Source organism: Pseudomonas sp. GZJR-8, assembly GCF_002916705.1.
GTDB lineage: Bacteria > Pseudomonadota > Gammaproteobacteria > Pseudomonadales > Pseudomonadaceae > Aquipseudomonas > Aquipseudomonas synxantha_A.
The window spans coordinates 457,357-483,969 of record NZ_JXSI01000004.1; the positions used below are offsets into that span (position 1 = coordinate 457,357).

Below are 26,613 nucleotides of genomic sequence, written 5' to 3' on the forward strand. Positions count from 1 at the left end.
AGGGTGGTGTGCTGAGTGCTGAGTTAAAGGCGTTTTTCATGGTCGCCCGCCTGGGCAGTATCACCCAGGCGGCGAAAAAACTCGGCCTGAGCCAGCCCACGGTGACCACCCAGATTCGCAACCTGGAAAGCCAATACGGCGTTGAGCTGTTCTATCGCGGCGGCCGTCGCCTGACGGTCAGCGACGAAGGTGCGCGGCTGTTGCCGATGGTCAAGACGCTGTTGCAGCAGGAAGCGGATATCGAGTTTTTCCTGCGCAACAATGGTCAGGTCCAGGGCGCGCTGCGGATTGCCGCGACGGCGCCGTATTACATTCTCGACCTGGTCAAAGCCTTTCGTGAACGCCTGCCGCACGTGGAAGTGTCGGTGGAAATCGGCAACTCCCAGCAGGTGCTCGAAGCGTTGGATGATTACCGCGTCGACGTTGCGGCCTCTTCGCAATTGCTGGACGACCCGCGCCTGATCCGCCGCGTGCTGGGCACCGACCCGCTGGTGCTGGCGGTACATCGCAATCACCCGTTGGCCAAGCTTGAGCATGTGTCGTTGAGCGCGCTGGCCGGGCATACGCTGTTGATGCGTGAAGCCGGCTCCACCACCCGCAGGCTGACCGAAGAGCTTTTGAAGAGCGGCGGCGTAGGGTATGGGCCGTTGCTGGAGATTGGCAGCCGTGAGTCGATTCGCGAGGCGGTGCTGCGCAATATCGGCATCAGCATCATCGCTCGCCAGGAAGTGCCCCATGATCCGCAATTGCGTGTGCTGACCATCGAGAATGCACCGCAGATTCCGGAGTATCTGTATTGCCTCAAGGAGCGTAAAGGTGCTCGGCTGCCGGCAGCGTTCCTTGGCCTGGCTCAGGAAATGTCGCCAATTTAAGTTCTGCGGCTGGCTTGAGGGCCAATTGGGAGCAAGCCCCCTCCCACATTTTGACCGCATTCTCATGTTGGAACCCGGTCAACTGTGGGAGGGGGCTTGCTCCCGATAGCGGTAGGCCAGGCAACTCATCTCCATGAGTCCTACACAAATCCACCAATACCACTATCACCCCGTTTTGCCTTTCTGCCACACCAACTACGTATTGCCTCCCTAGCATGGCCTTCATCCGTTCGATGAGGTGCCTTGCATGAACACAGCCCTGACCCAACCCGGCGCGCCCATGAAGGTGCGCGGGATCCAGAAACGCTTTGGCGCTTTCACCGCGCTGGACAACGTGTCCCTGGACGTCGCCGCCGGCGAGCTGGTGTGCCTGCTGGGCCCGTCCGGCTGCGGCAAGACCACGTTGCTGCGCTGCATCGCCGGCCTGGAGCGTCAGGATAGCGGTGAGCTTTACCTGGGCGAGCGGGACGTTTCCCTGCTGCCGCCCCAGGCGAGAGACTACGGCATCCTGTTTCAGTCCTACGCGTTGTTCCCCAATCTCACGGTTGAAGCAAACATTGGCTACGGCCTCACAGGCAGCGGCCGCGATGAAGTGCGCAAGCGCGTCGGGCAGATGCTTGAACTCGTCGGCCTGGTCGGCAGCGAAAAGAAATACCCCGGTCAACTCTCCGGCGGCCAGCAGCAACGGGTGGCCCTGGCCCGGGCATTGGCGCCGGCTCCTTCGCTGTTGCTGCTGGATGAACCGATGTCGGCCCTCGACGCCCGTGTGCGCGAGCATTTGTGCACCGAGCTGCGCCAATTGCAGCGGCGCCTGGGTATTACCACCTTGATGGTGACCCACAACCAGGACGAAGCCATGTTGATGGCCGACCGCATTGCCGTGATGAATAACGGTAAGGTCGAGCAGTACGCCACGCCCCAGGAGATCTACGACCGCCCGGCCACACCCTTCGTGGCCGAGTTTGTTGGCCAGGGCAACTGGTTGCCGTTCAGCCGTAGCAGCGCCAGCCATGCCCAGGTCGGCGGAATGAATATGCGCCTGGCCGACGATGCCGGTGTGGCCCGGTCCGGCCGCCTGTTCTGTCGCCCGGAAGCGATCAGCGTCAACCCGACGGTGCATGAAGAAAACCTGTTCCCGGCCAAGGTTCGCGAAATTACTTTCCTCGGCAACCGCTGCCGCATGAGCTTTGAGTTGGAGCAGTTGCCGGGCCATCCGTTGCTGGCCGAACTGGCGCCCGAAGCCATGCCGCGCCTGGGCGCCCAGGACATCTGGGTGGCCTTGCCGCCGCGCAGCCTGCAGGTGTTTGCCTGAGATGGCCGCCGTCATGACATTGCCGGTACCGCGTCAGGTGTCCCGCGCCGAGTGGGGCGACCGCCTCTTTGTGGTCGGCGGTAAATGGCTCTGGCTCGGCCTGCTGGTGGTGGCGGTCCTGCTGCCGCTGCTGGCGATCTTCTGGCGCGGCTTCAGCAGCGAAGCCGGGCAGGGCGGTGGCCTGGTTGCAGCGCGGGAGCTGCTGACCAGCGCCAACTTCCACTGGTTGCTGGGCAATAGCCTGAAAGTTTCCCTCAGCGTGGCGGCCATCGTCGTACCGCTGGCTTACCTGTTTGCCTACGCCCTGCAACGTACGCTGATTCCCGGCAAGACCGTCTGGCGCGGTTTGTCATTGCTGCCCTTGATGGCGCCGTCGATGCTGCCGGGCATTGCCCTGGTCTATCTGTTCGGCAACCAGGGCATGTTGCGCGGCTTGCTCTCGGACAATATCTACGGCTTCTGGGGCATTGTGCTCGGTGAAGTGATCTACACCTTTCCCCATGCCTTGATGATCTTGCTCTCGGCGCTGTCCCTGGCGGATGCACGCTTGTTCGATGCGGCGTCGAGCATGGGCGCCAGCCCGGCCCGGGCGTTTCGCAGCATCACCTGGCCGGCCACGCGCCAGGCGGTGTTCGCCGCGTTCTGCCTGGTGTTTACCCTGACCATCACCGACTTCGGTGTACCGGTGGTGGTGGGCGGCGACTACCAGGTGTTGGCGCTGGAAGCCTACAAGGCGGTGGTCGGTCAGCAACAGTTCGGGCGCGGCGCGTTGATCGGCATGGTGTTGCTGCTGCCGGCACTGTTCAGCTTCGGCGTGGATGCCTGGTTGCGCCGTCGGCATGGCGACTCGATGAGCGGTCGCGCCCAGGTGTTTCTGCCTGCGCCATCGCGGCTGCGCGACGGTTGCTACCTGGCCATCGTGTTGCTGATTTGCGCGGTGTTGTTGCTGGTGTTCGGCATGGCGGTGTATTCGTCGCTGGTGAAGTTCTGGCCGTACAACCTGTCGCTATCGCTCAACCACTACCAGTTCGAAGACACCGCCGGCGGCGGCTGGCTGGCCTACCGCAACAGCCTGACCATGGCGCTGTGCACGGCGTTGATCGGCAGTGTGTTGATCTTCACCGGTGCCTACCTGATGGAGAAGACCAAGGGCCAGAAGGGCCTGAACCTGGCGCTGCGCATGCTCAGCTTCGTACCGATGGCGGTGCCGGGGCTGGTGCTTGGCTTGGGCTACGTGTTCTTTTTCAACCTCAACGGCAACCCGCTGCACGTGCTCTACGGGAGCATGGCGTTGCTGGTGGTGTGCACCATTGCGCACTACCTGACCACCGCGCAGATGACCGCGACCACCGCCCTGCGCCAGCTGGACGCCGAGTTCGAAGCGGCGGCGTTGTCGCTCAAGGCGCCGTTGTACCGCCACTATTGGCGCGTCACGGTGCCGATCTGCCTGCCGGCGCTGCTGGATATCCTGCGCTACCTGTTTGTGTCGGCGATGACCACCGTGTCCGCCGCGATCTTTCTCTACAGCCCCGACACCATCCTCGCCGCCGTCGCCGTGCTGAACATGGACGACGCCGGCAACGTGGGCGGCGCGGCGGCCATGTCGACCCTGATCCTGTTCACCTCAGTCGGCGTCTCGCTGTTGCTGGCGTGGGCCTCACGTGGCGCGCTGCGTCGCTCCCAAGCCTGGCGCCAGACCGCGCCCGGCCAATAAAACATCCCTGAAGGAGGTGCTCCATGTTCAAGCCCCTGGCGCTGGTCGCTGCGGTACTCACGGCATTCAGCCTGAATGCCTTCGCCAAGACCGAGTTGACCGTGTACACGGCCCTCGAAGCCGAGCAATTGAAGACCTACAAAAAAGCCTTCGAGCAGGCCAACCCCGACATCGAGATCAAGTGGGTACGCGATTCCACCGGCATTATCACCGCCAAGCTGCTGGCTGAAAAAGACCGCCCGCAAGCTGACGTGGTGTGGGGCCTGGCCGCCTCCAGCCTGGCGATCCTCGACCAGCAGGGGATGCTGGACAACTACGCGCCCAAGGACCTGGACAAGATCGGCCAGCACTACCGCGACGCCGCCAACCCGCCCGCCTGGGTCGGCATGGACGTGTGGGCCGCGACCATCTGCTTCAACACCATCGAAGCCGAAAAGCTGGGCCTGACCAAACCGGTGAGCTGGCAGGACCTGACCAAGCCTGAATACAAGGGCAAGATCGTGATGCCCAATCCGGCGTCCTCCGGCACCGGCTTCCTGGATGTCAGCGCCTGGTTGCAGACCTTCGGCGAGAAGCAGGGCTGGCAGTACATGGACGACCTGCACCAGAACATCGGCCAGTACGTTCACTCCGGCTCCAAGCCGTGCAAGTTGGCGGCGTCCGGTGAGTTCCCGATTGGTATTTCCTTTGAATACCCGGCGGTTCAGCTCAAACGCCAGGGTGCGCCGCTGGACATCATCCTGCCGAAAGAGGGCCTGGGCTGGGAGATCGAAGCCACCGCCGTAGTCAAGGGCAGCGCACACGCCGATGCGGCAAAAAAACTCGCTGACTTTTCCGCCAGCCCAGCGGCGATGGAGCTGTACAAGGCTAACTTCGCCATCCTCGCCCAGCCGGGTATCGCCAAGCCGCAGACCGAATTGCCGGCCGACTACGAGCAGCGCCTGATCAAGAACGACTTTGCCTGGGCCTCGAAAAACCGCGACAGCATCCTGACTGAATGGCGCAAGCGCTATGACGGTAAGTCGGAGAAGGTGGCGGGTCAGTAAGGTTTTCGTTAGGGCTTATGGCCCCTTCGCAGGCAAGCCAGCTCCCACATTTGAAGGTATTCACACATCAAAATGTGGGAGCTGGCTTGCCTGCGATAGTGGCTTCGAATTCAGGACATCACTCCATGACACACCACAGCGACCTGCTGATCATCGGCGCCGGCATCCTCGGCCTGTCCCACGCTTATGCCGCCGCCAAACGCGGCCTCAAGGTCAAGGTGTTCGAGCGCAGCGCCACGCCATTGGGCGCTTCTGTGCGTAACTTCGGCCAAGCCCTGGTCACTGGCCAGCCGCCGGGGCCGATGCTGGACCTGGCCCGCCAGAGCCGCGAGATCTGGGGCCAATGGGCGCAAACGGCGGGCCTTGCGCTCAAGCGCAATGGTTCTTACCTGTTTGCCCGCACGGAAGCTGAAGAACATCTGCTCGAAGCCTTCTGCGCCGGGCGTGCCCGCGAACACGGCTACAACGTCGAGCTGCTGCAAGGCGCTGCGATGAAGGACCTGTATGCCGGCCAGTTCCGCCACCACCGCGCGGCGCTGCACGGTAAGGATGACCAGCAACTGTATTCCCGCGAGGCGATCCCGGCGCTGATCCAGTACCTGAGTCAGGCGTTGAAGGTGGAGTTTCACTTTTCCACTCTGGTGCGCGACGTCGAACCGGGCCAATTGCACAGCACGGCCGGCAGCTTTCGCGGCGAGCAGATCATCGTCTGCTCCGGCCACGACTATCAGACCCTGTTGGCCGAATCCATCGCCCCGCTCAACCCGCAAACCTGCCGCCTGCAAATGCTGCGCGCCCGGCCGGTGGTCAACCTGAACCTGCAACACGCCCTGCTCACCGGCCTGAGCTGCGTGCACTACGGCGCCTTCGCCGACCTGCCGGAGGCTGCCGCAGTGCAGGCGCAGATCCTGCGCGAAACGCCGCATCTGCAGGAACACGGCATTCACCTGTTGATCAGCCCTACACCCCATGGCGAACTGATCATCGGTGACTCCCACCATTACGACAGCGACCCGTCGCCCTTCAATGCCGAGCAGGTAGATGACTGGATGATCGAGCTGGCCGAACAGACCCTGGGCTGCAAAATCCAGGTGGTCGAACGCTGGCAAGGCGTCTACGGCGCTCGCGGGCCCGGGCCGTTCTCGTTTGTGCAGGCAGCATCCGGTGTCAGCGCTGCGTTGATGCACACCGGCGTGGGCATGAGCGTGGGGCCGGCGATGGCCGAGCGAAATATCAGTACCTTGTGGGGAGAGACGTGATGAGCCCGGTGCTCGACCTTGATGTACTCAAGGCCAAGGCGGCGAGGCTACTGGCAGCGAAGATGGGCCTTACACAATAAGCCGATACGCCGCCTGGAGCCCTTGTTGTTACCTCACTAAGGTGCTTGCTTCACCCATTAAGAGAGCAACACTGATGCACTATTTGAAAGCCATCGCCCAAGACCTGCAAGGCAACGGTCATGCCGATACGGTCATTTTGCATTTCTATCAGCAACGGCCGGGTCGTCCCGATGAGCTGATCCACGATATCGTCGGACAGGAAATGACCTCGAATGCAAAATGGGGAGGGCATAGTAAACCCGGTTCGCTGGACCTGGATAAGCGCCGGATCGCGACTTTCGCCGACAGCTTCGTGAAACTCAATTGGTTTAACCCGGCAAGCCATTGGCAGTGTGCGCTCGTCATCTATGTGGATGATTTCAGCGACGCGGGACGGCCGGATTCGGTGAGGCTGGAGTTCCGTGAGAGCAAGGTGTCCGAGGGGAAAACATTACTGGTCTCCAGAACCATGGACTATGACGTCGACAGCGACAGCGTGTTGGAAACCGCTACCACCAATAGTGATATCGACCGCAACGGGGTAGCTGAAAACGCTGATAAAGAGCTGGTTCGCTCGCTATGCAAGGCGTTCCTGGGGTTGAATTGGTAAGTGCTTTAAGCGCGTCACGCTTCGTTGAGCTGTTCAGCCAATGTTTCGACCTGTTCCTGACGCTCGGCCTGGCTCAGCTTCGGCTGCGGGTTGAGGGACGACCATTGCGGGTAGGCGCGGGCCTTGTGCAGCGCGTCGGGTAGCTTGCCTTCACGCCAGGTTTTATCCTGGGGCGTATCGACCTTGATGCTGTGCATCGCCGCATGGCCGCGCAGACTAAGGGCCTTGAGCAACTGACGTTGGCGCAAGGCGAGCAGGCGCAGCACGCTGTCGTCGACGGTCAGCTCGCGTTGGCCTTTGATCTTGCCCAGCAGGCGGCTGCCGTAGCTGCGTGCGGTTTGCAACGCACCACCGGCAATTGCACCGGCCAGGGCCGCAGCGCCGAGGGTCAGGCCGCCGACCAGGAGGTCCACGCCAGCACCGGCAGCGGCACCGGCGGCGATCCCGCCACCGACCCGCACGCCAAGTTGCTTGAGGGTTTCGGGGTTGAACAAGTCATCGCCCCAGCGACCGTCGAGCAACGGTAGATCACTGGCGGCGGCATCCTGTGGGCGAAAGCCGAACAGTTTGAGCAGGGCTTCAACACACTTTTGCTCCCGTTGGCGCACCGCTTTGCGCAGATCGCCGATGGCTTGCTGTTCATCTTCGGTGACAACGCTGCGACGGCAGGCCGCGCAGTCGATCAGCAGTTCGGCGATCAAGCGTGCGGCGCTTTGCTGGCGGGCCTGGCGTTGGGCCTCTTGATCGAGGATCAGGCGTTCCAACTGCGGGCGGGAGTTTTCCAGCAGCAGGGCCAGGCTTTCATACAGGCGACGTTCACCATCTTCCGGCGGCGCCACGCTGTCGAAGCGCACCAGCGCGTGCAGGCCGAGGCGGGCCAGGGCTTCGCGCCAGTCCGGCTCGCGCTGGTCGCTGCTGGTGACGAAGTTGAGCACCGGCAACAAGGGTTTGCCGCAACTGGCCAGCACTTGCAGCTCATCGCGGTACTTGGCCAGCACCGGCTCGCGGGCGTCGATCACATACAGGCCGGCGTCCGAGGCCAGCAATTGGCGCAACACCTTGGCTTCCTGTTCGAACCGCTGGCGTGCTTCGCTACCCTCCAGAAAACGCGCCAGGCGAGCGGGACCGTCCAGGCGTTCACCGGGGCGATCCAGGCGCTCCAGATAGTCGAGCAGGGCGATGGCGTCTTCCAGGCCAGGCGTGTCGTACAGCTCCAGCAAGGCTTCGCCATCCACCGACAAGCGCGCGCCTTCGACATGCCGCGTGGTGCTGGGGCGATGGGAGACTTCGCCGAAGCCCACGTCACGGGTGAGGGTGCGCAGCAGCGAGGTCTTGCCGACATTGGTGTGGCCGACCACGGCGAGTTTCAGCGGTTTAGTCATGCCCGGCCTCCAGCCAGTTCAACGGTGCGCAATCGGCAAAGGGCAGCTCAAGTTGTTGCAGTGCGGTGTGCCAGTCACCCAAGCGCTCGGCATCCAGCGCCTGGCCCGGCGGCGCTTGCAGCAGCCATACACGGGTGGCGGTGGCGCTGCGCGCCAGTTCGGCGATCAACGCCAGGCTGCCACGGTCCGGCGAGCGGCGCGGGTCGCAGACGATGACCAGACGTGCGGGCGGGAAACGGCTGAGTTGTTCCAGCAGCTTGTTCCGCGATTCACGGCTGTCGAGGATGCCGGCGTTTTTAACGTTGCTGGGCAGTTTGGGTGGCCACGGGTGGTGATCGTCGAGTTCGATGGCCACCAGCAAGGCGCCGTCGCTGTCCATCTCGCTGACGCCGCCACTGACGTGGTGCAGCTGTTCGGGCGCGGCATCGTTGACCCCAAGCCGTTCGCTGCTAGGCATCAGGCGTTCGCGCAGTTGGGCGTAGCCTTGCAGGTTGAGGTCCAGGCGCAACGCCGCACGCCCGATTTTCCAGCGCCACAGGCAGAACAGGGCGAGGATCAACCGGGGCAGCAGGCCGTAGACCAGCAACACGCCCACCAGCCAGGCGGCCCAGGCTTGGCGGGCGTTTTCGATATTCAGGGCTGAATCACCGCTGGCGCGGATCATGTCGACGGTTGGCACATTGAAACCCAGCAAAGCGGGCAGGCTGCCGAGGGCCTGGGTCACGGCGACAAACGTGTCGGCGCCGAGAATGGTGGTTTCCCACACAAAGCCGTAACGACGGGTGGCGAGCAGGGTCAGCAGGATCACCATAGCGCTGAGCAACGCCAGCAGCCACAGGCTGTTGACCAACACACCCACCGCCCAGCGATTGAGTTTTTGCCGTTGCAACAACAGCAGCAACGCTGGCGCCAATTGTGCGGCTTTGGCGTCACGCGCCAGTTTCTCGCTGAGCCATAACCACAGGCGCCCAAGGCTGGCGCTGTGTTCGCCAGCAAACAGCAGCCCCAGGGCCCAACTGACCAGCAGGATCAGGTTCAACCCGAGCAGGCTGCCCAGGGCCCAGAACACGTTCACCGGCGTCAGGCCATTGCCCAGCGCAGCGAATGCCAGGCCGGCGCCACTGATCACGGCCACGACCGCCAGTAAGATCAGCGCCAGGCGCGCGCCTTGCAGCCAGCGTGTGAGGGCACCGGTCAGGCCATCGCGCTCGGCCAGGTGCAAGGCGCGCTGGGTAATACGCGTCGACAGGTCGCCCCCGGCCGTGCGGGCCAGGCGGTTGGCTTCCAGGTCTTCCAGGGAGCCGGCGTGTTCTTCACGCAGGCGCACGGCTTCTGTCAGCCAGAGTGTGTGCAGAGGAGTCAGTGCAGTCACGCGCCATCCTGTTGTTTCAGTGAAGGTGGAGCATAACCGCTGACTCGCGGCTCTGGTATTCTCGTCGCCATGAAAAAAACTCTCCCTTTAAGCCTGATCGCAGCCCTCGGTGAAAACCGTGTGATCGGCGTCGACAACAGCATGCCCTGGCATTTGCCGGGGGATTTCAAGTATTTCAAAGCCACCACGCTCGGCAAGCCGATCATCATGGGGCGCAAGACCTGGGATTCCTTGGGTCGACCGCTGCCAGGGCGCTTGAACATAGTGGTCAGCCGTCAGACCGATCTGACGCTTGAAGGTGCGCAAGTTTTTCCGTCATTGGAAGCGGCGGTAGAACGGGCTGAGGAATGGGCCAAGGCGCAGGGCGCGGACGAGCTGATGCTGATCGGCGGCGCGCAGCTTTACGCGCAGGGGCTGGAACAGGCCGATCGCCTGTACCTGACGCGGGTGGCGCTGAGCCCGGAAGGGGATGCGTGGTTTCCAGAGTTTGATAGGAACCAGTGGAAGCTGGTGTCGAATGTCGAGAATCCGGCCGAAGGTGATAAACCGGCCTACAACTTCGAAGTGTGGGAAAAAGCCTAAAAGCATCGCAGGCAAGCCAGCTCCCACATTTTGATGTGTGAATACATTCAAATGTGGGAGCTGGCTTGCCTGCGATAGCGGTCTATCAGACCTGCGCTAACTCGGCATGCTCATCGGCATCCAGCAACGCTTTATCCGTCTGCCCCATGATCTGGCTGGTAATCGCCCCCGCCGTCATCGAACCATTCACGTTCAACGCTGTACGGCCCATGTCGATCAGTGGTTCCACCGAAATCAGCAACGCCACCAGTGACACCGGCAAGCCCATGGCCGGCAGTACGATCAGCGCGGCGAAGGTCGCACCACCGCCCACACCGGCGACGCCCGCCGAACTCAAGGTCACAATCGCCACCAGCGTCGCGATCCACAGCGGATCCAACGGGTTGATGCCTACGGTCGGTGCGACCATCACCGCCAACATCGCCGGGTAAAGACCGGCGCAACCGTTCTGGCCGATGGTCGCGCCAAACGAAGCGGCGAAACCGGCGATCGACTGGGGGATACCCAGGCGGCGGGTCTGCGCTTCAATACTCAAGGGGATCGAGGCGGCGCTGGAGCGGCTGGTGAAGGCAAAGGTCAGTACCGGCCACACCTTGCGGAAAAAGCGCAGCGGGTTGATCCCGGCCAACGACAGCAGCAGGCCGTGCACCACAAACATCAGGCCCAGGGCCAGGTACGACACCACCACGAAACTGCCCAGCTTGATGATGTCTTGCAGGTTGGAACCGGCGACCACCTTGGTCATCAGCGCCAACACGCCGTACGGGGTCAGCTTCATCACCAGGCGCACCAGGCGCATCACCCAGGCTTGCAGGGTGTCGATGGCGTTGATGACCTTCTGGCCCTTTTCCACATCATCCTTGAGCAGTTGCAGCGCGGCTACCCCGAGGAACGCGGCAAAAATCACCACGCTGATGATCGACGTCGGCTTGGCCCGGGCCAGGTCGGCGAACGGGTTGGCCGGCACGAACGACAGCAGCAACTGCGGGATATTCAGGTCGGCGACCTTGCCTGCGTAATCACTCTGGATCACTTGCAGGCGCGCCATTTCCTGGGTGCCGGCCACCAGGCCCTCGGCGGTGAGGCCGAACAGGTTGGTCAGGCCGATGCCGATCAGCGCCGCGATGGCCGTGGTAAACAACAGCGTGCCGATGGTCAGGAAGCTGATCTTGCCCAGGGACGAGGCGTTATGCAGGCGCGCCACGGCACTGAGGATCGAAGCGAACACCAGCGGGATCACGATCATTTGCAGCAACTGCACATACCCATTGCCGACCAGATCAAACCAGCCGATGGAGGCTTTGAGCACTGGATTGCCGTCGCCATAGATGGTGTGCAAGGCCGCACCGAACAGCACGCCCAGGACCAGGGCGAACAGGACCTTCTTGGCCAGGCTCCAGTTAGTACGGCCAGTTTGTGCAAGGCCCAGCAACAGGGCCACGAACACCAATAAATTGAGAATCAGGGGCAGATTCATTGAAGCTCCGTTGATAAGGCAGCCAATCGCGTCAGCCTGCGATTGCGAACCGGCAAGCCTAACAGCTTGAAATATATTGATTTAATACCAATATGGAATGGTGACTGTCGTTTTTGGAATAAGCGTCTGACGCTGCTGCGCATGGCCGTGGCGGAATCAGAACCAAAGCCGTCGCGCTCGGGTGATAAGTGTCACAGGGATTTGTTAGCGTCGATGTCTTTCACTTGAGGGAGACAACGCCTATGAAGCTCGCGCCGAAACTACTCTTATCCGCAGCCTTTTGCCTCGGACTCGCCAGCCAGGCGTTTGCCGCCACCGAGTTGAAACATTGGCCGGCACCGGCCGCCAAGCAACTCAACGAAATGATCGCCGCCAACGCCAACAAGGGTAACTATGCGGTGTTCGACATGGACAACACCAGCTACCGCTACGACCTTGAAGAGTCGCTGCTGCCGTACATGGAAAACAAGGGCCTGATCACCCGCGAAACCATGGACCCATCGCTCAAGCTTATCCCCTTCAAAGACACCGCCGACCATAAGGAAAGTCTGTTCAGCTACTACTACCGCCTGTGCGAAGTCGACGACATGGTCTGCTACCCCTGGGTTGCGCAGATTTTTTCCGGCTTCACCCTCAAGGAACTCAAGGTGCAGGTCGACGAGCTGATGGCCTCCGGCAAGCCCGTACCCGTCAGCTATTTTGAAGGCGACGTGGTGAAAAAAACCGAGATACAGCCACCGAAAGTCTTCACTGGCCAGGCCGAGCTCTACAACAAACTGATGGAAAACGGCATCGAGGTGTATGTGATGACCGCCGCGTCCGAGGAACTGGTGCGCATGGTCGCGGCCGATCCGAAGTACGGCTACAACGTAAAGCCCGAGAACGTCATCGGCGTGACCATGATGCTCAAGGACCGCAAGACCGGCGAGTTGACCACCGCACGCAAGCAGATCACCGCGGGTAAATATGACGAGAAGGCCAACCTCGGCCTGGAGCTGACGCCCTACCTGTGGACCCCGGCGACCTGGATGGCCGGCAAGCACGCGGCGATCCTCACCTACATCGACGAGTGGAAAAAGCCGGTGATCGTCGGCGGTGATACCCCGACCAGCGATGGTTACATGCTGTTCCACGATGTGGATGTGGCCAAGGGTGGCATCCATTTGTGGATCAACCGTAAAGACAAGTACATGACCCAGCTCAACGGCATGATCGCCAAGCACGCGGCGGCTCAAGCCAAGGAAGGGTTGCCGGTGACGGCGGACAAGAACTGGGTGATCGTCAAGCCGGAGGAGATTCAGTAGGACCGCATCGCCTGCCATCGGGGGCAAGCCCCCTCCCACATTCGACCGAGTTTCAACCTGAGAATACGGTCAAATGTGGGACGGGCTTGCTCGCGAAGGCAGCCTCAAGTACACAGCAGTATCTATGCAAAAATAGATATCAATTGCGAACCAATCTCATCCTCTGCTAGCGTGCACACCTCCTGAACCCCATGTTCTTTTCAAGGTAGTGCCGTGCTCTCCTGGAATTCGCAGATCGCGCGCCTGTTCGCGGAGCAGAAGAAAGCCCTCGAAGCCTTCGTCACTCGCCGCACCGGCAGTGCCCAAGTGGCCGCCGACCTGACTCAGGAGTCGTTCCTGCGCCTCGCTCGCATGGACTGTGGCGATAAAATCGACAATCTCCCGGCGTTCCTCTTCACCATCGCCAGCAACCTGGTGCGCGATCACCAGCGCCAGGCCATTCGCCGCGAACGCCTGGATGCCGGCGAGCCCAGCGAAGAATTGCCGTGCAGCAACCCGGGTATCGATGAGCAATTGGCTGCCTATCAACAGCAACAGTTGATGCAGGACGCGATTTTGGCGTTGCCTGAAGCGACTCGACAGATCTTCCTGCTCTATCATGTCGACGAACTCTCCTATCGCGAGATCGGCGAACGCCTGTCGATCAGCCCGCGCAGTGTGGAATACCAATTGCGTCGCGCCTTGATTGAATGCCGTGGCTTTATCAAGAAGCGGCTTGCCTGCGATGAACAAGGACGTCGGTCATGACCGCTACCCCCACAGCCGACGAACTGTTCGACGAAGCATCCGCCTGGTATTTCCGCCTGCAGGCCGAGGATGTCACGCCTGGCGAACTGCAGGCTTTTGCCATCTGGCTGGAGCAGGGTGATGCCCAGGATGCCGCCTGGCAGGAAGTGCAGGCGATGCTCGGAGGCTTGCATGAACCGGCGCGGGTCGTTCGCCGCGCCGAACAGGCTGCCTGGCGCAAGCCCGCACGGCGTTGGTCGCGCTGGGCCTGCGCCGCGGCCGTGCTGCTGGCGGTGGGCCTGACTGTGCAGAACACACCTTGGCTTGACCGCATGCGTGCGGACTATGCCACCGGCACCGGCGAGTCACGCAGCATCGAGCTGGCCGATGGCTCCCACCTGCAGCTCAATACCGACAGTGCCATACAGGTGCGCATGAGTGCGGGCGAGCGCCAGGTGCGGTTGTTGCGTGGCGAAGGTTTCTTCGAGGTGGCCAAGGACCCGGCGCGACCGTTCGTGGTGCAGTCCGGCGACGGCTGGGTGAAGGTGGTCGGCACCCGGTTCAGTGTGGCGCGACGCGATGCGCAAACCCTCGTGCAGGTAGCGCAGGGCAAGGTGCAGGTCAGTTCCGGCAGTGGCACACCGGTGTATCTGGAGCCGGGACGGGCGGTGGAGTACCAGGAACACCTGGCTGAAGTCCGCGGTTTCGACGCGGCCAGCGGGTTTGCCTGGCGCCAGCGGCAACTGGTGTTTCGCCAGCAACCGCTCTCGGACGTGGTCAGCGAGCTGAACCGTTATTGGCCGGGCAAGACCCTGATACTGGGCGACGCATTGCGCAATCGCGTGGTCTCCGGCGTGTTTGAAATCGATAAACCCGACGCGGTGATCAAGGCGCTGGAATACACCCTCAACCTGCGCGCCGAGCATTACACCCCGTATTTGCTGGTGCTGCGCGAGGGTAAGGCGTCGTAGTCGCAACTTTTTGAAAATACTTTCAGGGATTCCCGGTGAGCATTCGTCCTTGATCACTGAGGCGTAAATAGTAAGCACTCTCAAGTAGTGCCGCGCCGATCACAGACTTTTTGCACCGGGGAGCTCCACCCATGGCACACCGTTTCGCCGCATCGCCCTTGCTCGCGCTGGTCATTTGCTTGACCGGCACTGCGTCGCTATCCCTGCAAGCTGCCGAGGTCACCCAGGCCCAGGCTTACCGTTTCGATATCCCCGGGCAAAGCCTCGACGGCGCGCTGGCGGCATTTTCAGCGGTGACGCGCGTGCAGGTGCTGGTGTCCGGTGAGGTGACCCAAGGGGTGGTGTCGCCCGGTGTGAGTGGCCATCTCGGCCAGCGCGAAGCCTTGGCGCAATTGCTTGGCGGTACGGGCTTGAGTGCGGCGTTTATCAACGCCGACACCGTGACCCTGGAGAAGCGCGTAGCCACCGGCGGCGCTATCGAAGTCGGCGCCACTACCATCAGCGCTGAACGACTGGGCGCCACGACCGAAGGCAGTGGCTCCTACACCACCGGTGCGGTGACCCTGGGCAAGGGCGAGCAGAAGCTCAAGGACATCCCGCAATCGGTCAGCGTTATGACCCGTAAACAGATGGATGACCAGAACACCACCAAGCTGTCCGAAGTGGTCAAGCGCACCCCCGGCCTGACAGCGACCAAATCCCCTGGGCCCGGTATGTTCATTTTCTCCCGTGGCTTTGAGGTCGGCACCCTGCAATACGATGGCGTGGGCATCCCGCGTAACACCTATGCGTTGGGCAGCTACCTCACTGAAAACATGGCCATCTATGACCGTGTAGAAACCCTGCGCGGGCCGGCCGCCTTGCTGCAAGGCGCCAACAGCCCGGGCGGCACCATGAACCTGGTGCGCAAGCGTGGCCAGCAGGACCCGACCGTGACGATCACCGCAAAAGCCGGCTCCTGGGACCACTACGGCACCCAGGTCGATGCCGGTGGCCCGCTCAATGCCGAAGGCACCCTGCGCGGCCGGTTTGTGGCGGATTACGACACGACGGACTCGTTCGTTGACTATGCCGGTGGCTGGAATCAGACGGTGTATGCCGCCGTGGACTACGACTTCACGCCAGACACCACCGTCGGTGTGGGGGTCAGCAACCAGAAAGGCCACTCGCGCCCCAACTTCATGTCACTGCCCCGTTACGCCAATGGCAGCGATATCGGCCTGCCGCGCTCGACTTTTGTCGGCGCCAGCTGGAACCGCAACGTCAATAACCAGACCCAGGTGTTTGCCGATATCGAGCATCGCTTCAACGATGACTGGAAGGTGAAAGCTGCCCTCGTGGCCATGGATGAACACAACGACGCGACCTACCAGGCGACCTGGGATGAGATTCCCAACCCCGGCACCGCCGGCAATGTGCGTTATGTGGATTGGGTCACCGACTTCAATACCAAGAGCCGCGGCGTGGATGTGTACGTGAACGGCAAGTTTGAAGGTTTGGGCTTGCAACAGGAGATGGTACTGGGCGCCAACTATTCCAAACTCACCACCAACGACCAGTGGGCGCGAGCAGCGACGGCCGGCGCGGACATTTTCAACATCGATCACAACCGTCCACAGCGCGATAAAAACCAGCTGTTCCAGGCGGGCAATGCTACGAAAAGTTGGTATGACATTCGCCAGAAAGGGGTTTATGGCACTTGGCGCGTCAAGGTTGTGGACCCACTGACCTTGATTCTCGGTGCACGTACCAGTTGGTATGACTATGGCTACACCGACGAGAGCGGTTCCCGGGGTGTGTATGGCGACCCAACCCGCAGCACCACGCAGAGCAATGGTCACGTTACCCCGTACGCCGGCTTGGTGTACGCCCTCAATGATCAATGGTCGGCCTACGCCAGCTACGCTGACGCGTTCGAACCGCAAACCAACCTGACCACGTCTTTGACCGTGCTCAAGCCCATCGAAGGCCAGAACTACGAACTGGGCCTGAAGGGTGAACTGGCGGACGGTCGTCTGAATACCTCGTTCGCCATCTTCCGTTATGACCAGGAAAACCGTGCGGCTCAAGACCTGCAAGGCGGCAAAGTCTGCGGCGGCTGGTACTGCTCGCTCGCCTCGGGCAAGGTTCGCAGCCAAGGCTTCGAAGCCACTTTGAGCGGCGAAGTGCTGCCGGGTTTGCAACTGGTCTCCAGCTACACCTACAACACCACCAAATTCCTCAAAGACGACACTTACGAAGGGAAGATCTTCAGCACCTGGACACCCAAGCACCTGCTCAAGGTCTGGGGTGACTACCAGTTGCCGGGCGATTGGCAGCAGTTCAGTGTCGGTGCCGGCGTAACCGCACAAAGCAGCACTGAAGCCTACGACCGCAACTTCAGCGTACCCGGCAATGCACTGTGGGATTCGCGGGTGGCCTACAAGATCAACCAGGAGTTCACAGTTGCGGCGAACCTGAACAATATGTTCGACAAGAAGTACTACATCCCTGCGTATAACGCGACGTGGGGCAGCAACTACTATGGCGACCCGCGTAATGTGATGTTCAGCATGACCTACACCCCACAGTTCTAAAGCCTGACGCATCACTTCTGTGGGAGGGGGCAAGCCCCCTCCCACATTTTGATCATCATTGTGCTTGGGGTTATCTCCAAGCAAAAAAATGCCCCGCACCTGGCGGGGCATTTTGATGCGCGAGGCTTACAGGCCGTCGAGCATTGCCTTGTTACGTACAGCACCCTTGTCGGCACTGGTGGCCAACAATGCGTAAGCCTTCAACGCGGTAGTGACTTTTCGCGGGCGCTTTTCTACCGGCTTCCAACCCTTTTTGTCCTGCTCAACCCGGCGTGCCGCCAGTTCTTCATCGCTGATCAACAGGTTGATCGAGCGGTTCGGAATGTCGATCAGCACCTTGTCGCCATCCTGCACCAGGCCAATCGCGCCACCGGCAGCGGCTTCCGGGGAAGCGTGGCCAATGGACAGGCCCGAGGTGCCGCCGGAGAAGCGCCCGTCGGTCAGCAGCGCGCAGGCTTTGCCCAGACCTTTGGATTTCAGGTAGGACGTGGGGTAGAGCATCTCCTGCATACCCGGGCCGCCTTTGGGGCCTTCGTAGCGGATGATTACGATGTCGCCTTCCTTGACTTCGTCAGCGAGGATGCCGCGCACCGAGCTGTCCTGGCTTTCGTAGATCTTGGCGCGGCCTTCGAAAACGTGGATGGATTCATCCACACCTGCCGTTTTCACCACACAGCCGTCCAGGGCGATGTTGCCGTACAGCACGGCCAGGCCGCCTTCTTGCGAGTAGGCGTGCTCGACACTGCGGATACAGCCGTTTTCACGGTCGTCATCCAGCGTATCCCAACGGGTCGACTGGCTGAATGCGGTCTGGGTCGGGATGCCGGCCGGGCCAGCCTTGAAGAAGGTGTGTACGGCTTCGTCGTCAGTCTGGGTGATGTCCCATTTGGCGATGCCTTCGGCGATCGACTTGCTGTGCACGGTCGGCAGGTCAGTGTGCAGCAGGCCGCCACGGGCCAGGGAACCGAGGATCGAGAAGATCCCGCCGGCGCGGTGCACGTCTTCCATGTGGTACTTCTGGATGTTCGGCGCGACCTTGCACAGTTGCGGCACGTGGCGGGACAGGCGGTCAATGTCGCGCAGGTCGAAGTCGATCTCGGCTTCCTGGGCGGCAGCCAGCAAATGCAGGATGGTGTTGGTGGAACCGCCCATGGCGATGTCCAGGGTCATGGCGTTTTCGAACGCCTTGAAGTTGGCGATATTGCGCGGCAACACCGACTCATCGTTCTCACCGTAGTAACGCTTGCACAGCTCGACGATGGTGCGGCCGGCTTGCAGGAACAGTTGCTCGCGGTCGCTGTGGGTGGCCAGTGTGGAACCGTTACCCGGCAAGGCGAGACCTAAGGCTTCTACCAGGCAGTTCATCGAGTTGGCGGTGAACATGCCGGAGCACGAACCGCAGGTCGGGCAGGCGCTGCGCTCGTATTCCGCGACCTTCTCGTCAGAAGCGCTGGAATCGGCGGCGATCACCATGGCGTCAACCAGGTCGAGTCCGTGGGACGCGAGCTTGGTCTTGCCGGCTTCCATCGGGCCGCCGGAGACGAAGATCACCGGGATGTTCAGGCGCAAGGCAGCCATCAACATGCCGGGGGTGATCTTGTCGCAGTTGGAGATGCACACGATGGCGTCGGCGCAGTGGGCGTTGACCATGTACTCCACGGAGTCGGCGATGATCTCGCGGCTCGGCAGGGAATACAGCATGCCGTCATGGCCCATGGCGATGCCGTCGTCCACGGCAATGGTGTTGAATTCCTTGGCCACGCCGCCGGCCCGTTCGATTTCGCGGGCGACCAGTTGGCCGAGGTCCTTGAGGTGGACGTGGCCCGGTACGAACTGGGTAAACGAGTTGGCAATCGCGATGATCGGCTTCTTGAAGTCGTCATCCTTCATCCCCGTGGCACGCCACAGTGCGCGGGCGCCGGCCATGTTGCGGCCGTGGGTGGATGTTTTCGAGCGGTAATCTGGCATGGAGCACTCCGGGCGGCTAATCACTTATTAATCAGGTGCAAAGGGGAGTGAGCTTCTAATTGACGACTGGAACACCCGAAAAATGGCCGTGTGTCCGGAAGTTGCCACTCGCATCGCGGGATCGCCGCTTGCTTGGGCCTCGAGCTCATAAACCCGCCGGGGGATGACTGGCGATGAATAGGGCCGATTCTACACCGCTGGCGGCTGGAGGGAATGGCCGTAACCTTGAAGATAGCCGCTACAGGACATGTGGGCGCTGCTTGATCAGCGCATTCAGGGCGAGCCCGGCGGCACTCAGGGTTAGAAAGCACAGGGCTAGCGCGGTGGTCAGGTTGGCGGTGGCCAGGTTGATCACCAGGCTGATCAGGCCGCCGCACATAAAAATCAGCAAGCTACCGGCAGAGGTCGCCGTGCCAGCCAGTTGCGGGTAGAGGCTCATGGCCTTGGAGTTGGCGATGGGTCGACAGATGGTGGTGCCGGCTGTGCAGATCAACATCGGGATCAGCACCGTGGCGGCCGACAGGCCGAACTGCCAGGCCAGCCAGAGCATGACCAGACCTGAAACAGTGATCAGCAACAGGCCAGTGTTGATTTGCCGGTCGGCGTCCATTTTGCGATGCAGGATACTGGCAATCACTCCGCCGCAGACGTAGGCCGCGCCATATAGCAGCAATGCCCAGGCGAATTGATACGTCGACAGGTTCAAGCGCTCCATGAAGATCAGGGGCGACATCACGATAAACGAGAAATGGCAGGCAAAGGCCAGGGCGGAAATCAACCAATAGCTGACGAAACGGAGGTCGGAAAACAGCAGCCAATAGCCGTTGAAGAATTGTAGCGGTGAAGGGCGATGGCTGCTGCGCGAGTCGTGCAGCAGGCGTGCGGACCAGAGCCACACCACTGTGGCTAACACGATAAACACGTAAAAACTCGCCTGCCATCCGCCATAAATTTGCAGCCAGGTGCCCATCAGTGGCGAGCTTGAGATGAACACTCCGCCGGCGGTGGTCATCCAGATTCGAATCCGTTGCAGCTCCCGTCCTGTAAACAAGTCCTGGATAAGCGCCTGCGACAGGGCAAACGCCCCGCACCCTACGGCCTGAACCACGCGAAAGCCGATAAACCAATTGAAATCCGGGGCCAGCAAACAACCGGCTGCACCCAGCGCCGATAAGGCAATACCTGCCAGCAGCAGTTTTTTGCGGCCGAACATGTCAGACAACGGGCCTATCAGCAGTAACGAGACGGCCAGGCCAATGGCAAAAATACTGACGGACTGGGCGATTTCTGAAGGCGTGTGGCCAAAGTGATTGGAGAGGGCGGGAAAGGATGGCAGGACTACGTCGAGGGGGAAGACTGCGAGCAGGGTCATGGTCATCAACAGTACGATGAAATATGACTTGTTTGGTGTGGCTGTACTAATAGGCATCAACCGGACCGCTCTATCCTTCCTTGCTGGGGGGAGGAGAGTCGGTGTGACGGCAAGGGAAGTCAATGGAAATGGCAGTGGGAAACAGCTGAAAGGCCCGTAGGATCAGTCGTTGACTGTTCCTACGGGGAGCATCCCGCTGTCAGCTATTAGGCAGCAAGCGACAAGTAATGCTCTTGATATACCGCGTCTCGACAATCGCCGGATGCACCGGGTGGTCCGGGCCCTGGCCGCCGCGTTCGAGCATCTGGATATTGCGATCCAGGTGACGGGCGCTGGTCAGCAGGATGTTTTGCAGATCGTCTTCCGGCAGGTGCATCGAGCACGAAGCGCTGACCAGGATGCCGTCCTTGCTGAGCAGGCGCATGGCTTGCTCGTTGAGGCGGCGGTAGGCGCCTTCGCCATTCTTCATGTCTTTTTTGCGTTTGATGAAGGCCGGTGGATCGGCGACGATCACGTCGAAGCGCTCTTCGCTGGCTTTCAGTTCTTTCAACGCTTCAAAGACGTCGCCTTCGATGCAGGTCATCTTCTCGGCAAAGCCGTTCAGCGCGGCGTTGCGCTCTACGCCGTCGAGGGCGAAGGCCGAAGCGTCGACGCAGAACACTTCACTGGCGCCAAAGGCTGCAGCTTGCACGCCCCAGCCGCCGATGTAGCTGTACAGGTCGAGCACGCGCTTGCCTTTGGCATACGGGGCCAGGCGGGCGCGGTTCATGCGGTGGTCGTAGAACCAGCCGGTTTTCTGGCCCTGGATCACCGGGGCTTCGAATTTCACGCCGTTCTCTTCCAGCGCCACCCACTCCGGCACCAGGCCGAAAACCGTTTCGACGTAGCGGTTGAGGCCCTCGGCGTCGCGTGCGGCGGAGTCATTCTTGAACAGGATGCCGCTGGGCTTGAGCACCTGGGTGAGGGCCGCGATCACGTCTTCTTTATGCGCTTCCATGGTCGCCGAAGCGATCTGCACCACCAGGATGTCGCCGAAACGGTCGACCACCAGGCCCGGCAGCAGGTCGGAATCACCGTAGACCAGGCGGTAGAACGGCTTGTCGAACAGGCGATCACGCAGGGACAGCGCGACGTTGAGGCGGTGCACCAGCAGCGACTTGTCCAGCGGCAACTTGATGTCGCGCGACAGCAGGCGGGCGCAGATCAGGTTGTTCGGGCTCATGGCCACGATGCCCAGGGTCTTGCCGCCGGCTGCTTCCAGGATAGCCTGGTCGCCTGCCTGGAAGCCGTGAAGTGGGGTGGCGGCCACGTCGATTTCGTTGCTGTAGACCCACAGGTGGCCGTTGCGCAAACGACGATCGGCGTTGGCTTTGAGACGCAGGCTTGGCAGGGACATGACGTCGCTCCGGAAAAAAGAGCGGGAGTATACCCTTTGCGCACTCTTTCATGTGGGAGCTGGCTTGCCTGCGATGCGGGCGGTGCGGTGTATCAGACGTACGGTGGTAATGCTATCGCAGGCAAGCCAGCTCCCACATTCGATCGGGTTTCACTTGGGTTTTTGGGTGTCGGTCACGGCTGCATAAGGGGTAGAATTCGCGCCTAGTCCAGAGTGTGTATTTATGTCCCAAGAGCTTTCCGCCGAGCAGATTCAACAGGCCCTGCAAGGCATCAGCGTGCCGCCCCAACCGCAAATCATGGTGGATTTGCAGATGGAGCAGTACATGCCCGACCCGGACCTGGAAGTGATCGCACGGTTGATCTCCCAGGACCCGGGCTTGTCTGGTGCGCTGCTGAAGATCGTCAATTCGCCGTATTACGGCCTGAGCAACAAAATTGCATCGATCCAGCGTGCGGTAAACCTGTTGGGCAGCCGCTCGATCATCAACTTGATCAACGCGCAGTCGATCAAGGGCGAGATGAGCGACGACACCATCGTTACCCTCAACCGTTTCTGGGACACCGCCCAGGATGTGGCGATGACCTGCCTCACGCTGGCCAAGCGCACCGGCTCGCAAACCGTCGACGAAGCCTATGCCCTGGGCCTGTTCCACGATTGCGGCGTACCGTTGATGCTCAAGCGTTTTCCCAACTACATGTCCGTGCTGGAACAGGCTTACGCCAACGCCGGCCCGGATTGCCGCGTGGTCGACACCGAAAACAACGCGTTCCACACCAACCATGCAGTGGTCGGCTACTACACCGCCAAGTCCTGGCGCCTGCCGGAGCATGTCACCGACGCCATCGCCAATCACCACAACGCTCTGGCGATTTTCAGTGATGAGTCGTCGCGCAACCCGCAGCTCAAGAACCTGCTGGCTATCTTGAAGATGGCCGAGCATATCTGTTCGTCGTTTCGCGTACTGGGGAGCCAGGCGGTGGACCATGAGTGGAATGCAATCGGCCATCTGGTGCTGGATTACGTGGGCCTGTCGGATTACGACTTCGAAAGCCTGAAGTTGTCGATCCGCGAACTGGGTGCGCACTGAACCGTCATTCAAGAGGTACACATGCCCGAGTTACCTGAAGTCGAAACCACCCGACGCGGCATTGCCCCGCACCTGGAAGGCCAACGCGTCAGTCGCGTGGTGGTGCGTGAGCGGCGCCTGCGCTGGCCGATCCCGGAAGACCTGGATGTGCGCCTGTCCGGGCAGCGCATCGTGCTGGTGGAACGGCGGGCCAAGTACCTGTTGATCAATGCCGAAGTGGGCACCTTGATCAGTCACTTGGGTATGTCGGGCAACCTGCGTCTGGTTGAGGTCGGTATGCCCGCGGCCAAGCATGAACATGTGGATATCGAGTTGGAATCGGGGATGGCCCTGCGCTACACCGACCCTCGGCGTTTCGGCGCGATGCTCTGGAGCCAGGATCCGCACAACCACGAGCTGCTGCTGCGTCTGGGCCCGGAGCCGTTGACCGAGCTGTTTGATGGCGAGCGTTTGTTCCAGCTGTCACGCGGCAAGTCCATGGCGGTGAAGCCGTTCATCATGGACAACGCGGTGGTGGTGGGCGTGGGCAATATCTATGCGACAGAGGCGTTGTTTGCGGCGGGGATTGATCCGCGGCGTGCCGCCGGTGGCATTTCACGCGGGCGCTATTTGAAGCTGGCGATTGAGATCAAACGGGTGCTGGCCGCCGCTATCGAGCGGGGCGGCACCACGCTGCGCGACTTTATCGGCGGTGATGGGCAGCCGGGGTATTTCCAGCAGGAACTGTTCGTGTATGGCCGTGGCGGCGAGGCGTGCAAGGTCTGCGGGAGCGAGTTGCGCAATGTGGTGCTGGGGCAGCGGGCGAGTGTGTTTTGCCCCAAGTGCCAGAGCTGATAGCTTTGTGATGGCTGAGATTGTCATCGGGGGCAAGCCCCCTCCCACACTTTGATTTGTGAACACATTCAAAATGTGGGAGGGGGCTTGCCCCCGATGAGGCCCTCACAGGCACTAAAAAACTCAGGCCTTACCGGTAATCTTGCGGTACTTCTCCATCAACTGCTCTTCAGTCTCTGGGTGCGCTTCATCCAGCGGAATGCAATCAACCGGGCAAACCTGCTGGCACTGCGGTTCGTCGTAGTGGCCGACGCACTGGGTGCACAGGTTGGGGTCGATCACGTAGATCTCTTCGCCCTGGGAAATGGCGGCGTTCGGGCACTCGGGTTCGCAGACGTCGCAGTTGATGCAATCGTCGGTGATGATCAGGGACATGGAAACTCCTGCCAGGGCACTCTGCCAAGGCATCTGAAAACTAATGCGCGCAATTGTGCCGCATTGGCGCCCGCAGTGCGAGCAGGCACCGATTGAGCGGTCTTACTTCTTGAAGCGCAATGTCAGTGCGTCCGCCACGGCAGGATGCACGAACTTGGTGATATCTCCGCCCAAAGCAGCAATTTCACGAACTAACGTCGAGGAAATGAACGAATAACGCTCCGACGGTGTGAGGAACAGGCTTTCCACGTCCGGCGCCAGTTGGCGGTTCATGTTGGCCAGTTGGAATTCGTATTCGAAATCCGACACCGCCCGCAAGCCGCGCAAGAACACATTGGCGTTCTGCTCCTTGGCGAAATGCGCCAGCAATGTCGAAAAGCCCACTACTTCCACATTCGGCAGGTGCTTGGTGACCTCTTGCGCCAGCTCCACACGTTGTTCCAGGGGAAACAGCGGGTTTTTCTTGGGGCTGGCTGCGACCGCGATGATCACATGGTCGAACAGGCGAGAGGCGCGTTCGACCAGATCGCCATGGCCTTTGGTAATCGGGTCGAAGGTACCTGGGTACAACACTCGGTTCATCGCGTCGTCCTGGCGGAGTCCGTTGGGGAACCGGATGGTATCGCAGCCATCCCGGTCGGCCAAGTCGACTTACGTAGATAAATGCCGTGAATCGAACGGTTTTTCACGCTGTTTTCAGACGTTCGGCCAAGGCTGACGCCAGTTGGGCGCTCAATCCATACACCGACAACTGGGGATTTGCCCCGATGCTGGTAGGAAACAGCGAGCCGTCATGAATCGACAGGTTACGCAGTTGGTGGTGGCGACCGAGGCTGTCGGTTACCGCATGCTTCGGATCTTCGCCCATGGCACAGCCGCCCATCACATGGGCGCTGCCGAGTGTTGTGCGGTGCAACTCCAGGTTCAAACCGTCAATCATGCTGCGCGCTTCGGCCAGGCTGTTCACGTACCGTGCGTCGTGATGCAAAGGCTTGACCGATTTGGCCCCTGCCGCGAACTGAATCTCGGCCATGCTGTGGAAGGCCCGGCGCAGGCCGTCCCAGGCGTAGGGCGAAACCTGATAGTCGAGCACGGGTGTGCCATCGCCGCGTAAATCCACGCTGCCGCCCGGGCTGTCGGGGTGAAAGCCGTCGCGCAGCAGGGCGAGCATGGCGTGGGTGTGAGGCAGTTGGTTCATGTCCAACGCGTTCTGTTTGCCGTAACCGCCAAACAAGGTGCTGGCCAATCCTGGGTGTAAGGGTGGCGCTTCGAGCTTGTAGGACATTTTGCCGGTAGTGCCGTCCTGCCATTGGAAATGGTCGGAGTAAATCGATTGCGGCGCACCGTAGAACGGGTTGATCACTTCGTCGAACAGCCCCGCCGAGAAGTTGACCAGGTGCAAGAAGGTCCGCTTGCCCAGCCGCGAATGCGGGTCGGGCGCGTCCGAGCGCATCAGCAGGGCCGGGCTATTGATACCGCCGCCCGACAGCACGTAATGCCTGGCTTTTACGGTGATCTTGCGCCCGGTCGGCGCCACGCAGCGCTCGTCCATGGCCACGCATTCCAGGCTGCTGATGGTGTCGCCGCTGTATTTGAGCTGCTCGGCGCGGGCGAGGTACAGCAGTTCGCCGCCTTTCTCCAGGGTGGAGGGGATAGTCGTCACCAGCATCGATTGTTTGGCGTTCACCGGGCAACCCATGCCGCAATAACCCAGGTTGAAGCAGCCGCGCACATTGCGCGGGATCACATGCCAGCTGTAGCCAAGCTTTTCGCAGCCTTTGCGGATCACATCGTTGTTGGCATTCGGTGGAAGCGCCCAGGGTGCGATGCCCAGGCGCTGCTCCATTTTTTCGAACCAGGGCGCCATCTCGGTGCTGCTGTGGCCCTTCACCGCGTATTCGCTGGCCCAGTGGGCGAGGGTGGCGTCGGGTGTACGAAAGCTGGAGGTCCAGTTGATCAAGGTGGTGCCGCCCACCGCCCGACCTTGCAGGATGGTGATGGCGCCGTCCTTGCTCATGCGGCCGATGCCTTCCTGGTAGAGGCTGGCGTAGGCTTCGTCTTCGAGCAGCTTGAAGTCACTGCTGGTCTTGAGTGGGCCCTCTTCGATCAGCAACACCTTGTAGCCAGCGGCGCTGAGGATCTCGGCGGTGGTGCCACCACCGGCACCGCTGCCAATAATGGCTACATCGGCTTCCAAGGTCAGGTCGTTGTCGAGGGCGGCACCATTGTGGGTTTTCCAGCCACGGGCCAGGCCATCGCGGAACAGATCGGGTACGGGCATCAGGGTCGTCTCTGGTTTTTATTGTGAGGGATGC

At 61.1% G+C, this 26,613-nt stretch carries 22 protein-coding genes; 13 read left to right on the forward strand and 9 right to left on the reverse strand.

Annotated elements, in window-relative coordinates; all coding sequences use genetic code 11:
- The first annotated feature begins 8 nt into the window (after window positions 1-8).
- The 6 genes from TK42_RS11190 to TK42_RS11215 all read left to right on the forward strand — a co-directional run bounded on the left by TK42_RS11190 (window position 9) and on the right by TK42_RS11215 (window position 6,873).
- Window positions 9-872 (forward strand): LysR family transcriptional regulator, encoded by an 864-nt coding sequence (locus tag TK42_RS11190; RefSeq protein ID WP_005792324.1) that lies wholly within the window; start codon window positions 9-11, stop codon window positions 870-872.
- Between the two features lie 247 nt (window positions 873-1,119).
- The gene (locus TK42_RS11195; RefSeq protein ID WP_078822573.1) at window positions 1,120-2,184 is read left to right on the forward strand and encodes a putative 2-aminoethylphosphonate ABC transporter ATP-binding protein; all 1,065 of its coding nucleotides are present in this window, start codon (window positions 1,120-1,122) and stop codon (window positions 2,182-2,184) included.
- Window position 2,185: 1 nt separating this feature from the next.
- Window positions 2,186-3,898, forward strand: a complete 1,713-nt coding sequence (locus TK42_RS11200) for a putative 2-aminoethylphosphonate ABC transporter permease subunit (RefSeq protein ID WP_103734215.1) — start codon at window positions 2,186-2,188, stop codon at window positions 3,896-3,898.
- A gap of 23 nt (window positions 3,899-3,921) precedes the next feature.
- Complete coding sequence (locus TK42_RS11205) at window positions 3,922-4,944, forward strand: putative 2-aminoethylphosphonate ABC transporter substrate-binding protein (protein WP_103734216.1); 1,023 nt, start codon at window positions 3,922-3,924, stop codon at window positions 4,942-4,944.
- Between the two features lie 125 nt (window positions 4,945-5,069).
- Window positions 5,070-6,203 carry a TIGR03364 family FAD-dependent oxidoreductase gene (locus TK42_RS11210; RefSeq protein WP_103734217.1) on the forward strand — a complete coding sequence of 378 codons (1,134 nt, stop codon included), beginning with the start codon at window positions 5,070-5,072 and terminating at the stop codon, window positions 6,201-6,203.
- Window positions 6,204-6,357: 154 nt separating this feature from the next.
- Window positions 6,358-6,873 carry a hypothetical protein gene (locus TK42_RS11215; RefSeq protein ID WP_032878892.1) on the forward strand — a complete coding sequence of 172 codons (516 nt, stop codon included), beginning with the start codon at window positions 6,358-6,360 and terminating at the stop codon, window positions 6,871-6,873.
- Between the two features lie 14 nt (window positions 6,874-6,887).
- Here the strand turns inward: TK42_RS11215 and TK42_RS11220 are convergent, their stop codons facing one another.
- Together TK42_RS11220 and TK42_RS11225 are read right to left on the reverse strand one after the other, a co-directional pair.
- Window positions 6,888-8,255, reverse strand: coding sequence for a DUF3482 domain-containing protein (locus tag TK42_RS11220; RefSeq protein ID WP_078822570.1), 1,368 nt, complete (start codon window positions 8,253-8,255; stop codon window positions 6,888-6,890).
- Window positions 8,248-9,627, reverse strand: coding sequence for a DUF2868 domain-containing protein (locus tag TK42_RS11225; protein WP_103734218.1), 1,380 nt, complete (start codon window positions 9,625-9,627; stop codon window positions 8,248-8,250). Before TK42_RS11225 ends, TK42_RS11220 begins: the two co-directional genes overlap by 8 nt.
- Window positions 9,628-9,696: 69 nt before the next feature.
- On the opposite strand from TK42_RS11225, the gene TK42_RS11230 reads away from it, so the two are divergent.
- The gene (locus TK42_RS11230; protein WP_032878896.1) at window positions 9,697-10,209 is read left to right on the forward strand and encodes a dihydrofolate reductase; all 513 of its coding nucleotides are present in this window, start codon (window positions 9,697-9,699) and stop codon (window positions 10,207-10,209) included.
- Between the two features lie 85 nt (window positions 10,210-10,294).
- Here the strand turns inward: TK42_RS11230 and TK42_RS11235 are convergent, their stop codons facing one another.
- On the reverse strand, window positions 10,295-11,686 hold the full coding sequence (locus TK42_RS11235) for an L-cystine transporter (RefSeq protein ID WP_032878897.1): 1,392 nt from the start codon (window positions 11,684-11,686) through the stop codon (window positions 10,295-10,297).
- 242 nt (window positions 11,687-11,928) lie between these two features.
- Here TK42_RS11235 and TK42_RS11240 point away from each other — a divergent pair, with 242 nt between their 5' ends.
- From TK42_RS11240 to TK42_RS11255, 4 genes are all read left to right on the forward strand, one after another.
- Window positions 11,929-12,990, forward strand: a complete 1,062-nt coding sequence (locus TK42_RS11240; protein ID WP_103734219.1) for a phosphorylcholine phosphatase — start codon at window positions 11,929-11,931, stop codon at window positions 12,988-12,990.
- A gap of 213 nt (window positions 12,991-13,203) precedes the next feature.
- Window positions 13,204-13,737 carry an RNA polymerase sigma factor gene (locus tag TK42_RS11245; RefSeq protein ID WP_005792307.1) on the forward strand — a complete coding sequence of 178 codons (534 nt, stop codon included), beginning with the start codon at window positions 13,204-13,206 and terminating at the stop codon, window positions 13,735-13,737.
- On the forward strand, window positions 13,734-14,687 hold the full coding sequence (locus TK42_RS11250; protein WP_103734220.1) for a FecR family protein: 954 nt from the start codon (window positions 13,734-13,736) through the stop codon (window positions 14,685-14,687). Before TK42_RS11245 ends, TK42_RS11250 begins: the two co-directional genes overlap by 4 nt.
- A gap of 131 nt (window positions 14,688-14,818) precedes the next feature.
- On the forward strand, window positions 14,819-17,263 hold the full coding sequence (locus TK42_RS11255) for a TonB-dependent siderophore receptor (RefSeq protein WP_103734221.1): 2,445 nt from the start codon (window positions 14,819-14,821) through the stop codon (window positions 17,261-17,263).
- 126 nt (window positions 17,264-17,389) lie between these two features.
- On the opposite strand, the gene ilvD is transcribed toward TK42_RS11255, so the two are convergent.
- The 3 genes from ilvD to TK42_RS11270 form a co-directional block, all read right to left on the reverse strand.
- On the reverse strand, window positions 17,390-19,231 hold the full coding sequence (gene ilvD, locus TK42_RS11260; RefSeq protein WP_003195159.1) for a dihydroxy-acid dehydratase: 1,842 nt from the start codon (window positions 19,229-19,231) through the stop codon (window positions 17,390-17,392).
- A 238-nt stretch (window positions 19,232-19,469) separates the two neighbouring features.
- Entirely contained in the window at window positions 19,470-20,660 is a 1,191-nt protein-coding gene (locus tag TK42_RS11265; protein ID WP_032878899.1) for an MFS transporter, read from the reverse strand.
- Window positions 20,661-20,802: 142 nt separating this feature from the next.
- The gene (locus tag TK42_RS11270; protein WP_005792302.1) at window positions 20,803-21,999 is read right to left on the reverse strand and encodes a class I SAM-dependent rRNA methyltransferase; all 1,197 of its coding nucleotides are present in this window, start codon (window positions 21,997-21,999) and stop codon (window positions 20,803-20,805) included.
- Between the two features lie 277 nt (window positions 22,000-22,276).
- On the opposite strand from TK42_RS11270, the gene TK42_RS11280 reads away from it, so the two are divergent.
- Together TK42_RS11280 and mutM are read left to right on the forward strand one after the other, a co-directional pair.
- Window positions 22,277-23,089 carry an HDOD domain-containing protein gene (locus tag TK42_RS11280; protein WP_177464458.1) on the forward strand — a complete coding sequence of 271 codons (813 nt, stop codon included), beginning with the start codon at window positions 22,277-22,279 and terminating at the stop codon, window positions 23,087-23,089.
- Between the two features lie 21 nt (window positions 23,090-23,110).
- Window positions 23,111-23,923, forward strand: a complete 813-nt coding sequence (gene mutM, locus TK42_RS11285) for a bifunctional DNA-formamidopyrimidine glycosylase/DNA-(apurinic or apyrimidinic site) lyase (protein WP_005792299.1) — start codon at window positions 23,111-23,113, stop codon at window positions 23,921-23,923.
- A 123-nt stretch (window positions 23,924-24,046) separates the two neighbouring features.
- On the opposite strand, the gene TK42_RS11290 is transcribed toward mutM, so the two are convergent.
- The 3 genes from TK42_RS11290 to TK42_RS11300 form a co-directional block, all read right to left on the reverse strand.
- On the reverse strand, window positions 24,047-24,298 hold the full coding sequence (locus tag TK42_RS11290; RefSeq protein WP_003195146.1) for a YfhL family 4Fe-4S dicluster ferredoxin: 252 nt from the start codon (window positions 24,296-24,298) through the stop codon (window positions 24,047-24,049).
- Window positions 24,299-24,400: 102 nt separating this feature from the next.
- Complete coding sequence (gene coaD, locus TK42_RS11295; protein WP_003195136.1) at window positions 24,401-24,880, reverse strand: pantetheine-phosphate adenylyltransferase; 480 nt, start codon at window positions 24,878-24,880, stop codon at window positions 24,401-24,403.
- A gap of 103 nt (window positions 24,881-24,983) precedes the next feature.
- Window positions 24,984-26,579 (reverse strand): GMC family oxidoreductase, encoded by a 1,596-nt coding sequence (locus tag TK42_RS11300; protein WP_103734224.1) that lies wholly within the window; start codon window positions 26,577-26,579, stop codon window positions 24,984-24,986.
- Window positions 26,580-26,613: the final 34 nt, after the last annotated feature.

Bases quoted from the DNA above. Each gene is read 5' to 3' on its own strand.
- TK42_RS11195 (WP_078822573.1), top strand. From the start codon at position 1,120: ATGAACACAGCCCTGACCCAACCCGGCGCGCCCATGAAGGTGCGCGGG.
- TK42_RS11200 (WP_103734215.1), top strand. From the start codon at position 2,186: ATGGCCGCCGTCATGACATTGCCGGTACCGCGTCAGGTGTCCCGCGCC.
- TK42_RS11205 (WP_103734216.1), top strand. From the start codon at position 3,922: ATGTTCAAGCCCCTGGCGCTGGTCGCTGCGGTACTCACGGCATTCAGC.
- TK42_RS11210 (WP_103734217.1), top strand. From the start codon at position 5,070: ATGACACACCACAGCGACCTGCTGATCATCGGCGCCGGCATCCTCGGC.
- TK42_RS11215 (WP_032878892.1), top strand. From the start codon at position 6,358: ATGCACTATTTGAAAGCCATCGCCCAAGACCTGCAAGGCAACGGTCAT.
- TK42_RS11220 (WP_078822570.1), bottom strand. From the start codon at position 8,255: ATGACTAAACCGCTGAAACTCGCCGTGGTCGGCCACACCAATGTCGGC.
- TK42_RS11230 (WP_032878896.1), top strand. From the start codon at position 9,697: ATGAAAAAAACTCTCCCTTTAAGCCTGATCGCAGCCCTCGGTGAAAAC.
- TK42_RS11235 (WP_032878897.1), bottom strand. From the start codon at position 11,686: ATGAATCTGCCCCTGATTCTCAATTTATTGGTGTTCGTGGCCCTGTTG.
- TK42_RS11240 (WP_103734219.1), top strand. From the start codon at position 11,929: ATGAAGCTCGCGCCGAAACTACTCTTATCCGCAGCCTTTTGCCTCGGA.
- TK42_RS11250 (WP_103734220.1), top strand. From the start codon at position 13,734: ATGACCGCTACCCCCACAGCCGACGAACTGTTCGACGAAGCATCCGCC.
- TK42_RS11255 (WP_103734221.1), top strand. From the start codon at position 14,819: ATGGCACACCGTTTCGCCGCATCGCCCTTGCTCGCGCTGGTCATTTGC.
- ilvD (WP_003195159.1), bottom strand. From the start codon at position 19,231: ATGCCAGATTACCGCTCGAAAACATCCACCCACGGCCGCAACATGGCC.
- TK42_RS11265 (WP_032878899.1), bottom strand. From the start codon at position 20,660: ATGCCTATTAGTACAGCCACACCAAACAAGTCATATTTCATCGTACTG.
- TK42_RS11270 (WP_005792302.1), bottom strand. From the start codon at position 21,999: ATGTCCCTGCCAAGCCTGCGTCTCAAAGCCAACGCCGATCGTCGTTTG.
- mutM (WP_005792299.1), top strand. From the start codon at position 23,111: ATGCCCGAGTTACCTGAAGTCGAAACCACCCGACGCGGCATTGCCCCG.
- TK42_RS11290 (WP_003195146.1), bottom strand. From the start codon at position 24,298: ATGTCCCTGATCATCACCGACGATTGCATCAACTGCGACGTCTGCGAA.
- coaD (WP_003195136.1), bottom strand. From the start codon at position 24,880: ATGAACCGAGTGTTGTACCCAGGTACCTTCGACCCGATTACCAAAGGC.
- TK42_RS11300 (WP_103734224.1), bottom strand. From the start codon at position 26,579: ATGCCCGTACCCGATCTGTTCCGCGATGGCCTGGCCCGTGGCTGGAAA.